Source organism: Ferruginibacter paludis, assembly GCF_030409685.1.
In the GTDB taxonomy this organism is placed as follows: domain Bacteria; phylum Bacteroidota; class Bacteroidia; order Chitinophagales; family Chitinophagaceae; genus Ferruginibacter; species Ferruginibacter paludis.
In genome coordinates, this window is record NZ_JAUFQJ010000002.1 from 486,124 (window position 1) to 499,453 (window position 13,330).

Consider the following 13,330-nt stretch of genomic DNA (forward strand, 5'->3'; position numbering starts at 1 on the left):
GAACTTATTCAGTGCTATTGATTGATTGAGCTGGCCGAATCCTTTTTAAAAGGAGAATAATAAATTATAAAATCAGCATGAGCCAACGGATAAGTTTTATTCCATTGTGCTTCTATTTTTTTGTACACCCGTTCTTCCTGATAAGGCGGCACAGCCATTTCTCTCATGGACCAATCCTGTACATTCAGCAAGGCGTTTCCGTTGCATATTTTCGAAGTGTGATTACCTGAGTAATAACTTCTCAGAGGCGTTGTCGCTGCGGTATCTTTAATACAGATAATCATCCTGGGGATCCTGGATGAATACAAGTTCCACGACAGGTAGTTATCCCAAAAGCCAATAAAATTGAGTGCGGGTAAAACAGCCCATGCAACCAGTATTATTTTATTTCGTATCTCCAATCCACGCCCTTCAACAATGGATATCATTTGGTTTCGGATAAAAAGAAAATACAGCAATAAGATCATAACAGTATTCCATGGCCATACAATTTTGTTATAATGCAACCCAATTGGCCCTATCAGTAACAAAATAAAAATATGCATCCCTGTCAGCAGAACCGCCGCAGTTTTTTTTGTTTTTGAAAACAATAAACCCAGCCCGCTAGCAGTTTCAATAAAAGGTAACAGGTAGCCTAAATAGTGCATCCAGCCTGCTTTATATATAACAGGCGGCACTTTAAAAAAACGTTTCAAAATGGTCGTTTGCCACATGTTGGTCATAAAACTTTCATTGAACTTATGCAGACCGCTATATGTGTAAACAGTTGCAAGCGTAATGACCAGGCATGCTGCAACGTGTGATGGCTTGGTACGATTAAGGATAAAAATCCCCAGGATAAAAAGGTATAGATATTCCCAGGGCTGCCAGCGGGTTTCATCCAGCAGGCAGGAGGCAATTTCTGAAAAAAATAATGTGCATTGTGCATATTTATTGCCTGGCTTTATTATAAGCAACACTAACAAAATAATGGATAAGCCCAGCAAAACCCAATGCGCAGCTGAAGGAACCTGGTATAATAAATCGAACGGAGCTATAACAGGAAATGTTCTTTCTGCAACCCATACTTTCCATCCAATTGATTTTGCAGATAACCAGCAGAAAGCAATTAATGATAAAAGTAAATGTGCAGAAACAGGCCTGTTGGCTAACCATCTTTTATAGGTTGCCAGCGTTGTCAAAACCTGCCTACAATTTTAAAGTTTACCAGTCTTGGTGTAAGCCTGTTGGGGATGCTGTAAACAGTATTGCTGAAGTCTTTAATTAATTGATAACTGATGGTGTTGGGCCGGTCTATCAAATTAAATACTTCAAAACTGGCCCAGATATTATCAAAGTCCTTAAACGGGCTATGGCTTCTGCGCTTGCTTTTTTCGCTTAACAATAGCGCACTGAAACCAATGTCAATTCTTAAATAGGGATCAATAATAAGGGCATTTCTGTACCTGGTGCTGTTGGGAATATTATACGGCATATTGCTTCCGTAAATGGTATTCAGATGCACCTTAAAATTTTTGTTGGTAGATAAATAGTCCTGCAAAAATAACCCAACTGTAATCAGCCTGTCCGTCGGACGCCTTACCCAGCCTACTTCCTGGCGCATGCTATCCACCGGCACCTGGTCCTGCGTTTTGGAAGTAATGGTTTCGCCGGCAGCATTTAAATAATTATAATAATGATCGCCTGCGATATTTTCTTTGCTTCGCATCAGCCCGATGCTAAGCCAGCTTTCGGCATCTTTTACCAGTTCGCCATACAGCCTGGTTTCAACACCGTAGGCATATGCTTTTGCATTGTTTTCTCCCGAATATCGGATGCGTAGATTGTCAATATCATATGGAATTACATCCTGCAAATTTTTATAGTAGGCTTCGGTTGTAATGCGGAAAGGCCTGTCTGCCGAAATAAAATTATAATCTATTCCTGCAACTACCTGGTAACTTTTCTGCGATTTTACAGCCGTATTTAAACTGCCATCATACTTTCTTAATTCCCTGTACAATGGCGGCTGGTCATACACGCCTGCAGCCAGCTTAAACACCATATCTTTTTTCCAGTTGGGCTTTATGCTAACCTGTGCCCGCGGACTGATTAAAAATTCTTTGTTCAGCGAATTGTAATTGTAACGGATACCACCCTGGATAGTAATATCTCTTTTACTGTTTACAAAATTGAGATTATCCTGCAGGTAGCCACTGTATTTTTGTATGGTTAGATTGGCAGACGTATTTAAAAATGTGCTGAGATTATTAGTATTAAAAGGCAAAGAATAACCGGCGCTATCCTGGTATTCCCACTCAAATAGCTTATCTGTTATTGCCGTTTGTTCAATGCTGTTGCCGAATTGAATAAAGTGTTTCCCTTTTTCTATACTGCCTTTTACACCCGCATTATACACCGTAATATCTAATTTATTGCGGCCATAATTCTGGTAAAAACCAGCGCCCAATGGATTTACAATCTGACCGTAGGTACTACTGGTATTATCAAAATCCCGGTCGCCAAATAAGTATGCGCTGCCTATATCAAAATTTTCATTTTCTTTATTTTCAAAGCGGCTCAGCATCCATTTTATCTGTACTTTTTTATTGGGCTGATGTATGGCAGTTAGCCCGATCAGGCTTGTATTGTAACCATCTTTTTCCTGTCCGTCAAAAAATATATCCAGCCCAAGGTTGGCAGTAAACAAAGGTGAAAAAACGGAAGTCGTTTTTTGAGCCGATTGCGGTATCAAAGTAAATTTGGTAGCCGAAAAATTACCCAGCATTTCAAGCTGCCATTTTTCATTGAGCTTATAAGTAAGGTAGCCCTGCACATCGGTTGAAGAAGGAATATAAGAGCCTTGCGTTTGCTGGCTGCTTAATAAATTGCGGTTGCTTTTATTGCGTACACCAATGAGGTAGGTTATCCGTTCCTTTTTTGCAGATCCCTCCAGGTGCATGCCTTGTTCCAGCAAACTAACATAGGCTGACCCGCCAAATGCTTTTGGTTTTTTATACTGGATATCCAGTACGCTGCTCATTTTATCACCATACTTTGCCTGGAAACCACCATTGTAAAAATTGACGTTCCTGGCTAATTCAGGGTTAATAAAACTAAGCCCTTCCTGTTGGCCACTGCGTACCAGGTAAGGCCTCAAAATTTCAAAGTCGTTGATGTAGATCAGGTTTTCATCATAATTACCGCCACGTACATTGTATTGAGAAGTCAATTCATTATTACTGCCTACGAGTATTTTGATCAACCCTTCCAAACCGCCGGTTGTGCTCGGTAAAACCAGCGCATTCTTTGGGTTTATTTTGGTTAAACCCAGTTCTTTTCTTTCACGGTCATTGCTTACAACGACAGTGGAAAGTGTTTTGCCATCCCGCTGCAAACGCACCGTAATATGTTCTTCCTCATTTTCACTTAAATAAAAATTCTTTTGAATTTCTGTATGACCGGTATAAGAAAAAATGAGAGCTATCGCTTTGCCTGCAGTTACGTTGATGCGAAAGAAGCCGCTGTCGTTTGTAACAATGCCGTTGGTTTTACCCAGTATGGTTACAGAAACACCAGGCAACGAATTTTCATTTTCATCAATAACCTGCCCGCTTACAACGGCAATTTTTTTTTGGGCAGATGCAGTTAAAAAAAACAGGACTAAAACCAGTGAGGTAAATACTCTCATTGCATGAAGGTAAATATTTTATGTTTTAATAAGACCGTCATTAAAAATTTGGTTGCTTCTCTTTAATTTTGAAAAAAAATAATTTGAAAAATTTATTGTTCGTCACCCTTGTATTGCTACCGTTAATTTATGGTTGCAATAGGGGTAATCCCAAAAAGGCTACCGCCATTTCTGTCGCTGCAGATACGCCTTCGAGTTCGCTGGTATATTTAACAAGAGCCGATTCCTGGTCTGCATTACTAAGTCAGAATTGGGAAGCTAAAGAAGATGTTGATGATGGAATATTGAGTAACAGCAGTGACCTTGAAATGCCCTTTCGCAGTTATTGTTTTTTTGATGATGGCGTGATGGTGCAAAACCCACGTGATAATATGAAAACAGGTAAATGGACACTGGACGAAAAAGCAAAAATGATTCACCTGGTTTTTGATGATGGTTCCAAAAAAGATATGGGATTAAGCGGCATCGGCGTTAACAGTCTGCTGCTAAAAAACGGTAAAGATAAGCCTGTAAAATATGTAGCTGATGGCATGAAACGTAAAGTTGTTGCTGACCATCCTTTTTATCCTTCCAATAATCAATGGCGAAAAAAGCCAGCCCAAAAAGAAACAGATGAAGCGTTAAAGAACCGCATCATTCAATGTTTACTTTTTTACAATAAATTTTTTCAGGATAATGCGGATCGCAAGGCAACAGTTATTTCTTTTTATGGAATACCTTCCTGTTTTAAATGGTACAAAGGAGGCATATCCATCACCAATAAAGATAAGCTGAACCAAAAATGGGTTGACTGTTTTTACAATAGAGACCAGGCCATACAGGGGCAGCAAATGCTTGAAAATATCATCTCCAAAAAATACAAATGGAACCTTGATGAGCCCAGTTGGATAAAGCAATCAGCCGGTGTGTTACTACAAATTGCGGATTCGCTTAAATAGCTTTCAGGGCGGCGATTGTAGCGATTGGATCGGCAGCTTTAAAAACGGTACTGCCTGCAACCAGAATATCTGCACCAGCATCGATAATGAGTTTTGCATTGTCCAGTGTTACACCGCCATCAATTTCGATGCTGACATTCAGCAACTGCTCATCAATCATTTCACGCATTCTTTTTATTTTATTAATGGTATGCGGGATAAAAGACTGTCCGCCAAAACCCGGGTTTACACTCATCAGCAATACCATATCTACATCTTGCAAAATATCTTTCAGCAACTCCACCGGCGTATGCGGATTCAATGCCACACCGGCCTTCATACCTAAACTTTTTATTTGCTGAACATTGCGGTGTAAATGTGTGCAAGCTTCGTAATGCACCGTTAAAATATCAGCGCCTGCATCTTTAAAAGCCTGGGTATACCGTTCGGGTTCTTCAATCATCAAATGTACATCGCAGGTTTTTTTAGTAGTTTTTCTAAAAAAATTCACCAGCATGGGTCCGTAACTGATATTGGGCACAAAGCGTCCGTCCATCACATCCAGGTGAAACCAGTCTGCCTGGCTTTCATTCAGCATGTCGCATTCATTTTGTAATTGTAAAAAATCTGCTGCAAGAAGGGAAGGAGCGATGAGAGCCATTTTGATTGTTTAATTTAAAAAAGGGTTAAGTCTGATTTTTGATGTTTATTTTCTGCACTGCAAAGTTAAGCGCATCGGGTTAAAAGCAACTCGCTTATTGCATACTTTTAAGTTAAAAAAACTCGCAGCTTCAATCAGTTGTTCTATTTTCTTGAAATTAAAATCACTTAACGCCTAACCTGGCCAACGCATCTTTTGCCTCAGCATAATCAGGGTCAATTTGTATAGCTGCCTGGTAATTCATAATGGCTTCCTTTGGCTGGTCTAATTTTTCATAACAACGTCCCAGCCAGTAATAGGCTTCATCATACGTGCTTTGCAGTGCCACTGCTTTTTCAAGCGATTTGATGGCCTCTTTGTATTGGCCAAGATTATACAGGCAAATGGCCTTCTCTTTATAGGCGTCTGTGTAGGTATAATCTATTGCCACGCAGGTGTCAAAAAACGGTATAGCTTTTTCACAATCGTTGATGTACGAGTAATAGAACCCTTTTATAAACTCAGCCTGCTTACCTGCTTTGGCCAAAGAATCAGCGAGCAACCAATTTGCCACCGAAAGCGCTTTTGCATTTTTTGTTTGGGCATAAATTAGCCCGAGCGAAATTCTATATATCGGTTGCGGATCAATGGCGATGGCCTTTTCAAAAGAACTCATTGCATTAACTGTGTCTTTGTTCAAAAAATGCAAGGTGGCTTTTATATCCCACAATCTTGCATTGGCGCTGTCTTTCTGGATTGCTTTTTCTGTTTCTGTAATAGCCTGGCCGTAGTTGCTGTTTTCCCTGAAATACTGAATCAGATTTTCCTTCAGCAATAATGAATCAGGATGTTGATTGATAGCATCCCTTAACTGTTTTTCCTGTTCAGGCAATGCAGCTTCTTTGCTATTGGTATCAGTGTTGTTACAAGCAGTACACCAAATGCAGGCGGTAATCAATCCTAAAAAAATATTCTTCATGTCGGTTAATAGTTGGCTGCAAATTTAGTGGCTTGTAAATAAGCGGCTGTAATTTTTTAGCTCGCAAAAAAACACCCCTTATCTTTATGTTTCAATTTTATTGAAGATGAAAAAAACCGTCCTGTCCTTATTGCTATTATCATTGGCCATTTTTATAAGTGCTTATAAAAATCAACGGGCTTTACCAGTATCCATTGCTAATGATAAAACAGATACAGTTCAGTTTCCCGGCGAAACGCATTTTGCCAATGTGCAACAACTAACTTTTGGAGGTGATAATGCAGAAGCATATTTTAGTTTTGACGACAGGTACCTCATCTTTCAAAAAACAAATCCTAAAGAAGGCATTGCCTGCGACCAGATATGGATGGGTAAAGTACCCACGCAACCGGGCGAAAAATTTCAGCCCAAACTGGTAAGTACCGGCACCGGCAGAACTACCTGCGCCTATTTTTTCCCGGATGGAAAACACATTCTGTATGGCTCTACTCACCTGGCTTCAAAAGATTGCCCGCCGGTGCCGGACAGAAGTAAATATGGCAACAAATACATCTGGGCAGTGTATGAAGGATTTGACATTTTTAAAGCCGATACCAGCGGTAAAATTATACAGCAATTGACCAATACAAAAGGCTACGATGCAGAAGCTACTATATCTCCCAAAGGCGATAAAATATTATTCACCTCTATCAGGAACGGCGACCTTGATTTATATACTATGGACCTGAATGGCAAGCATGTAAAACAAATAACCAACATATTGGGTTATGACGGCGGCGCCTGGTTTAGCCCCGATGGAACAAAAATTATCTGGCGTGCAAGCAGGCCAACAACAGAAGCAGAAATAAAAGAATACAAAGACCTGCTGAAAGAAAACCTGGTAGCACCAACCCACATGGAAGTATGGATTGCCAATGCTGACGGAAGCAATCCACACCAGATTACTTTTTTAGAGCAGGCCAACTGGGCGCCCAATTTTACACCCGATGGAAAACACGTTATTTTCTGCAGTAACCATGAGTATAAAAGAGGTTTTCCTTTCAATATGTACCTGACAGATCTGGATGGAAAAGGGCTGGAAAAGATAAGCCGTGATAAAGGATTTGATGCCTTCCCAATGTTTAGTCACGACGGAAAAAAGATTGTCTTCTCCAGCAACCGCAACAATGGCGGCACGCATGATACAAATGTTTTTATTGCAGATTGGGTGGAATAAAATTATGCGTTTATGAGTTATAAATGATGAGTCGTATCGTGTCCCCAACTTATAACTTATCATTTATAACTCATAACTTTTCGACAGTTCAATCACCTCACAGTCCTTCATGTCCTTTCCGTCGATGGTAAAACGTATCAGCGTTCTTACTTTATGCCACCCCTGTTTACCTGCAGCACCCGGATTCATGTGCAGGCAGCTGAGTTTATCGTCGTACATTACTTTTAAAATATGCGAGTGCCCGCTGATAAATAATTGCGGACGATGCAGCAAAATTTCCTTTTTTGTTTCGGGATTGTATTTCGGGGGATAGCCACCAATATGCCGCATCATAACCTTCACCTCTTCGCACATAAAAACCAATTGCTCCGGATAAACGGACCGTATATCGGCACCATCAATATTGCCATACACACCACTTAGCGGGCGAATGGCATTTAATTCATTTGCAATCGCAATGCTTCCAAAATCACCTGCATGCCATATCAGATCACAAGCTTTAAAATGTTCAGCAACTGCTTTGTCAAGGTAATTATGGGTGTCTGATATAAGTCCTATTCTTGTCAACTAAATGGGTTTAAAAATGTAAATTTGATATTAAGATTGCACAATACAAAATCAGGCATGCCATTGTTCTGTTATCCAACGATTCCGTAAACAATGAAAATTGATTTCTTCATCAAACAACCAATTTTAACAGGCAATTTAAAATTATACCACAGTTAAATTCCGATAACGATGCCCCACTACCATAGCTTAGGAAATTTCCCGCACAAACGCCATACACAGTTTCGCAAACCGGACGGCAGTTTATATGCGGAACAATTGTTTTCAACAGAAGGTTTCAGCAATGACTATTCGTTGTTGTATCACCATTATCCGCCCACGCAAATTATTAAAACAGATAAACCGGTGAATGTGCAACCTATCATTGCCGAAGAAAAAATGCTGCAGCACCGCAGTTTTGAAGGCTTTAATATTCAACCCGAAAAAGATTTTTTACAAAGCCGTAAACCGGTACTGGTAAACAGCGATTGTCATATCGTGTTGTCGGCTCCCCAATTGAGTATGGGCAGTTACTTTTATAAAAATGCGGACGCTGATGAATTAATTTTCGTTCACGAAGGCAGCGGCGTTTTGCAAACCATGTATGGCGACATCAATTTTGGCTATGGTGATTATCTTGTTATACCAAGAGGTACGATTTACCAGATACATTTTTCATCTACCAATAACCGGCTGCTGATTGTTGAATCGTTTAGTCCTATCCGCTACCCTAAAAAATACCTGAGCCCTTATGGCCAGTTGCTGGAGCATTCCCCTTACTGCGAAAGAGATATACGGCCACCTGCAAATTTGAAGGCGCATGATGCCACTGGGGATTTTTTAATAAAAACAAAAAAGAGGGGTATGCTGTACGGCATCCATTATTATCATCATCCTTTCGACGTAGTCGGGTGGGACGGCTGCTGCTACCCGTATGCCTTTTCTATTCACGACTTTGAGCCCATTACAGGAAGGGTGCATCAGCCGCCGCCGGTGCATCAGACTTTTGAAGCGCATAATTTTGTGGTGTGTTCCTTTGTGCCAAGATTATTCGATTATCATCCTGATTCCATACCTGCTCCATACAACCACAGCAATATCGACAGCGATGAAGTGTTGTATTACGTGGATGGCGATTTCATGAGCCGCAAACACGTTACCAGGGGAATGATCAACCTGCATCCGGGCGGCATACCTCACGGGCCGCATCCGGGAGCCGTGCAAAAAAGTATCGGCGCCAAACAAACCAACGAGTTGGCGGTAATGATCGACACTTTTCATCCTCTGCAATTAACCACCGCCGCCCTGGAAATTGAAAATGAAGGATACGTAATGAGCTGGGCCGAATAGACTTTTGAATTTTGACTTTAAATTTTTGAATTTTAGTACGCCCGGGCGGGCTATCCGCAAGTACTCCGCAGCGCCTTAGTTACTGTCTGCAGAAGAGCGAAAATTTTACGGCGCTTTACGGGGTACTTGCTCCTATCCCTGGCGCTGCAACTCCGAAATAAATACGGTTTCAAAGTATTGTGCCCGTTGATTTGCAGCCAGCGGCACCATGCAACATCAAACCTGAATCGAACTCCGATTATTTTCTAAAAAATTAGAAAGTCAAGCAACCCTGATATGTTTTTTTTCGATTATAAAACCATCCTCCTTTTACAATCATTAAAACAATCAATCATGAAATTTTTTTACACTGCCGTAATGGCGATGTTGCTATGTGGCTCCGCCAATGCTACCATTTGGAATGTTTCAGTTGCCAATAATACTTTTAATCCTGCAACAGTCAATGCTGTGGTGGGTGATGAAATTAAATTTAACTGGGTCATCGGTTTTCATACTACCACCTGTGGTAGTGGTTTGCCTGGCACCTCTCTGCCAGCGGGTGCCGCCGAATGGGATGCGCCGATGACATCAACCGCCACTACTTTCAGTTACATTGTTACTGTTCCCGGAACCTATTTATATGGCTGTACGCCACATTTTGCATTTGGTATGCAGGGTACCATTACTGTGAGCGGTGTTTTACCCGTACAGTTCGGCTCGTTTGCTGTTTCAAACGCAGATGCCAAAGCACTGGTACAATGGCAAACGTTTTCAGAACAGCATACTGATTATTTTTCTATCAGGAAAAGCACAGACGCTACCAGTTTTTATGAAGTGGGAAGAGTAGAAGCTACTGGTAATTCAAACACGCCGCAATTGTATAATTTCACAGATACCGACCTTGGAAATATCAATAAATTTCTCTACTACGAAATTGTTACCGTAGATCTTGATGGAAGAGAAACATTCTCACCCATAAAAATGCTGCGTAATAACGCAGTCGTAAAGCAGGATCTGATTGTAAGCCTGAGTCCGAATCCTATTTCAAGACCGGGACAGCTACAGCTAAAATTTAATGCGGATAAACGGGGTACAATGGATGTAACAGTGGTAAATATGTCGGGGCAGGTTGTTGTAAAAACCAAACTGGCTGCATTTTACGGCTTAAATAATGGCCATCTCCATGTATGCGATTTACAAAAGGGTACCTACAACGTAATTTTTATCCTGGCAGGAAAAAAGGAGATAAGAAAACTAGTGGTGCTGTAATATAAAATTGCTCCGAAATCATTTTCTGCTATTTTTTAAGATGATGGCACATTATTTTCTAAAAAGTGGTAAATTGTTTAATAATAAAAAATAATTTGCCATGATAAAATTCCACGACATTAAAGTAGGTGATTACCTGCTGGCCGATAACGACGGCGATACATTACAGGGAGAAGTAACTGACCTGAACGGAGACGAAAAACAGGTATGTGTTGATACCGGAACACAGGAGTTCTGGTTTGAGACCAGCCAGCTGCAACCTATTCCCCTTGATGAGGACCAATTAGCCCGGCTCAAATTCACAAAGCAGGAAAACGAAGACGGCAGTGTAAAATTTATGAAAGGCGCTTTCCGGATTTTATTGCATGCGAAGGGGGACTTCTCCAATATGGAAATTTGGTACCGCGATGAAAGAAGACATATCATTCAGCCATTAAGTGTTCACCAGTTGCAGAACCATTTTTATGAAATGACTAAAGTTCATCTGAATGATGAAGTATTTAGTTAATACTTAAATTAAAAAGGAAAAGGTTGCATTCGCAACCTTTTCCTTTTTTGCATAATTCCGAAATACCCGGAAACCTGCCCAGACCATCACAAACTCCGGGCTGGATGCCTGCAATTGAATGTTATTTTATATCAGCAGACTTTAAAATAGTTTGCTGATCTGTATTGCTGACAATGCCGCTGTAGTTAATATTGATTTTATTGACTGACTGTATAAGGCCATATTTTTTGGCATAAAAGCTTTGTACATCACTTGTAATGGCTGAAGCAGGCAGTGGTATTCCAAATGCCGAAACTGCAATTGTAGACGTAACATGAGTGACATCCGTGTAGGCAATATTGTTAACGGTTTTGCTGATTCCCTTTTCAGCAATGGTATTCACGATGGTTATGGTAAGCGGAACGCCTGAGGTTGACACTGAATAATTCTGGCTCCAGGAAGTACCCGCTGCCGCATTATCTTTTAAATAAATATTTTCAAATAAATTACCGCTTAAAGTCGCGGGCAGGTTTTGAAAATTATAATAGTCACTCCCTGAAAGAAAATAATACTGGTTGGCTCCGCCGCTGTTAGTAAATACATGGTATGCTTTGCTATTAATTGTACTGTCACGGTCGGTAGAGGTAATCGTATAGTTAGTTGTAACCGACGTTAGATTGTCTGTTAGCGCATAATTCCATGAGCTGTTTGCGGTAAAACTCATATATTTGACAGTATCAGCTGGAGGGGTGACAGTATCTTTTTTACAGGCAGCAATTCCACTGCAAACAACCAATAAGCCAAAAATGATCTTTTTCATGGGGAAAAATTGTTTTTAAAAGGTAAATATCTGATTATTTTAATAATAATTGAAATAATCCTCTTATCTTTGCGCTCCCAAAATATATGGCAAAGCAAGCACTCATTAAACAAGACGGTACAATTTTAGAAGCGCTGAGCAATGCTATGTTCAAAGTTAAGCTTGAAAACGGACACGAAATACTGGCAACTATTTCAGGTAAAATGCGGATGCACTATATCAGAATTTTACCGGGAGATAAGGTAGGCGTGGAAATGAGTCCGTATGATTTGACAAGGGGAAGAATAATTTTCAGGTATAAATAACAGGCACTAATAAATAAAAATTAACAAGATGAAGGTTAAAGCTTCCATTAAAAAGAGAAGTGTTGATTGCAAAATTGTACGCAGAAAAGGTGTACTGTTCGTGATCAACAAAAAAAATCCACGTTTTAAACAAAGACAGGGATAAATTGATAATGGTGAAAGCCATGTAAAACCAATCAACACATTAACAAACTAATCAAATTATGGCTCGTATTGCCGGTATAGATTTACCAAAAAACAAAAGAGGCGAAATCGGACTTACCTATATATATGGTATCGGTCGTTCTACTGCTCAGTATATTTTAGACAAAGCTTCTATAAGCTATGATAAAAAAGTGAATGAGTGGAATGATGAAGAACAGACTGCCATTCGTAACGTAATCAACAGTGAGTTTAAAACGGAAGGTGCTTTACGCAGTGAAGTGCAGATGAACATTAAGCGTTTGCTTGATATCGCCTGCTATCGTGGTTTGCGTCACCGTAAAGGATTGCCATTGCGTGGTCAGCGTACCCGTACTAACAGCCGTACCCGTAAGGGCAAACGTAAGACAGTTGCCGGCAAGAAGAAAGTTGCTAAAAAATAATTAACTTGATACCAGGTAGCACTTACCTGGTATCAGTTTTTATAGACTTAAACACAATTGAACAAACGCCGGATAGCTTATAAGTCAGCAGGAGGGTTTGATCAGTCCTTGTACAACAGGGATTTCATTATTTAAAAGATTACCTATTTAAGTTATTATGGCAAAAGCACAAAAGGCTCAAAGCGCAAAAGCAGCCGCAAAAAAAAGAGTAGTAAAAGTAGATAGCTACGGAGATGCTCACATCGTTGCAAGTTTCAACAACATTATTATCAGTTTAACCAACAAAAATGGCCAGGTTATTTCATGGTCAAGTGCTGGTAAAATGGGTTTTAAAGGTAGCAAAAAGAATACACCCTATGCAGCCCAGATGGCTGGTGCCGATGCAGCGAAAGTTGCTATGGACGCAGGTTTGAAAAGAGTGGATGTATTTGTAAAAGGACCAGGTTCAGGCCGTGAAGGTGCTATCAGGTCTTTGTCTCAGTCTGGTATTGAGATTAACATGATTAAGGATGTTACGCCTTTACCACACAATGGCTGCCGTCCTCCAAAGAAAAGAAGAGTATAACTC

At 40.3% G+C, this 13,330-nt stretch carries 15 protein-coding genes; 9 read left to right on the plus strand and 6 right to left on the minus strand.

Features of this window, described 5'->3' with window-relative positions:
• Nucleotides 1–14 precede the first annotated feature (14 nt).
• Nucleotides 15–1,181 carry a MauE/DoxX family redox-associated membrane protein gene (locus QWZ08_RS03920; RefSeq protein WP_290335911.1) on the minus strand — a complete coding sequence of 389 codons (1,167 nt, stop codon included), beginning with the start codon at nt 1,179–1,181 and terminating at the stop codon, nt 15–17.
• The gene (locus QWZ08_RS03925) at nt 1,178–3,670 is read right to left on the minus strand and encodes a TonB-dependent receptor (protein WP_290335912.1); all 2,493 of its coding nucleotides are present in this window, start codon (nt 3,668–3,670) and stop codon (nt 1,178–1,180) included. Before QWZ08_RS03925 ends, QWZ08_RS03920 begins: the two co-directional genes overlap by 4 nt.
• A gap of 83 nt (nt 3,671–3,753) precedes the next feature.
• On the opposite strand from QWZ08_RS03925, the gene QWZ08_RS03930 reads away from it, so the two are divergent.
• Nucleotides 3,754–4,608 (plus strand): hypothetical protein, encoded by an 855-nt coding sequence (locus QWZ08_RS03930; RefSeq protein WP_290335913.1) that lies wholly within the window; start codon nt 3,754–3,756, stop codon nt 4,606–4,608.
• Here the strand turns inward: QWZ08_RS03930 and rpe are convergent.
• A complete protein-coding gene (gene rpe, locus QWZ08_RS03935; RefSeq protein WP_290335914.1) occupies nt 4,601–5,248 on the minus strand; it encodes a ribulose-phosphate 3-epimerase in 648 nt (215 codons plus the stop codon). The genes QWZ08_RS03930 and rpe overlap by 8 nt on opposite strands.
• Before the next feature lie 163 nt (nt 5,249–5,411).
• Nucleotides 5,412–6,206 carry a tetratricopeptide repeat protein gene (locus QWZ08_RS03940; RefSeq protein ID WP_290335915.1) on the minus strand — a complete coding sequence of 265 codons (795 nt, stop codon included), beginning with the start codon at nt 6,204–6,206 and terminating at the stop codon, nt 5,412–5,414.
• Nucleotides 6,207–6,312: 106 nt separating this feature from the next.
• Between QWZ08_RS03940 and QWZ08_RS03945 the strand changes: the two genes are divergently transcribed.
• Nucleotides 6,313–7,422: a TolB family protein gene (locus tag QWZ08_RS03945; protein WP_290335916.1), complete on the plus strand. Its 1,110-nt coding sequence runs from the start codon at nt 6,313–6,315 to the stop codon at nt 7,420–7,422.
• A 63-nt stretch (nt 7,423–7,485) separates the two neighbouring features.
• On the opposite strand, the gene QWZ08_RS03950 is transcribed toward QWZ08_RS03945, so the two are convergent.
• A complete protein-coding gene (locus QWZ08_RS03950) occupies nt 7,486–7,989 on the minus strand; it encodes a metallophosphoesterase family protein (protein ID WP_290335917.1) in 504 nt (167 codons plus the stop codon).
• A 171-nt stretch (nt 7,990–8,160) separates the two neighbouring features.
• Here QWZ08_RS03950 and QWZ08_RS03955 point away from each other — a divergent pair, with 171 nt between their 5' ends.
• The 3 genes from QWZ08_RS03955 to QWZ08_RS03965 all read left to right on the plus strand — a co-directional run bounded on the left by QWZ08_RS03955 (nt 8,161) and on the right by QWZ08_RS03965 (nt 11,074).
• Nucleotides 8,161–9,318, plus strand: coding sequence for a homogentisate 1,2-dioxygenase (locus QWZ08_RS03955; RefSeq protein ID WP_290335918.1), 1,158 nt, complete (start codon nt 8,161–8,163; stop codon nt 9,316–9,318).
• Between the two features lie 333 nt (nt 9,319–9,651).
• Entirely contained in the window at nt 9,652–10,566 is a 915-nt protein-coding gene (locus tag QWZ08_RS03960) for a plastocyanin/azurin family copper-binding protein (protein ID WP_290335919.1), read from the plus strand.
• Between the two features lie 100 nt (nt 10,567–10,666).
• On the plus strand, nt 10,667–11,074 hold the full coding sequence (locus tag QWZ08_RS03965) for a hypothetical protein (RefSeq protein WP_290335920.1): 408 nt from the start codon (nt 10,667–10,669) through the stop codon (nt 11,072–11,074).
• A 121-nt stretch (nt 11,075–11,195) separates the two neighbouring features.
• Here the strand turns inward: QWZ08_RS03965 and QWZ08_RS03970 are convergent, their stop codons facing one another.
• Entirely contained in the window at nt 11,196–11,873 is a 678-nt protein-coding gene (locus QWZ08_RS03970; RefSeq protein WP_290335921.1) for a hypothetical protein, read from the minus strand.
• 86 nt (nt 11,874–11,959) lie between these two features.
• On the opposite strand from QWZ08_RS03970, the gene infA reads away from it, so the two are divergent.
• The 4 genes from infA (at nt 11,960) to rpsK (ending at nt 13,327) form a co-directional block, all read left to right on the plus strand.
• Nucleotides 11,960–12,178 carry a translation initiation factor IF-1 gene (gene infA / locus QWZ08_RS03975; RefSeq protein ID WP_229760653.1) on the plus strand — a complete coding sequence of 73 codons (219 nt, stop codon included), beginning with the start codon at nt 11,960–11,962 and terminating at the stop codon, nt 12,176–12,178.
• Nucleotides 12,179–12,206: 28 nt separating this feature from the next.
• A complete protein-coding gene (rpmJ, locus tag QWZ08_RS03980; protein WP_290335922.1) occupies nt 12,207–12,323 on the plus strand; it encodes a 50S ribosomal protein L36 in 117 nt (38 codons plus the stop codon).
• Nucleotides 12,324–12,381: 58 nt separating this feature from the next.
• Nucleotides 12,382–12,762 carry a 30S ribosomal protein S13 gene (gene rpsM, locus QWZ08_RS03985; protein ID WP_290335923.1) on the plus strand — a complete coding sequence of 127 codons (381 nt, stop codon included), beginning with the start codon at nt 12,382–12,384 and terminating at the stop codon, nt 12,760–12,762.
• A 157-nt stretch (nt 12,763–12,919) separates the two neighbouring features.
• A complete protein-coding gene (gene rpsK / locus QWZ08_RS03990; protein WP_290335924.1) occupies nt 12,920–13,327 on the plus strand; it encodes a 30S ribosomal protein S11 in 408 nt (135 codons plus the stop codon).
• Nucleotides 13,328–13,330 lie beyond the last annotated feature (3 nt).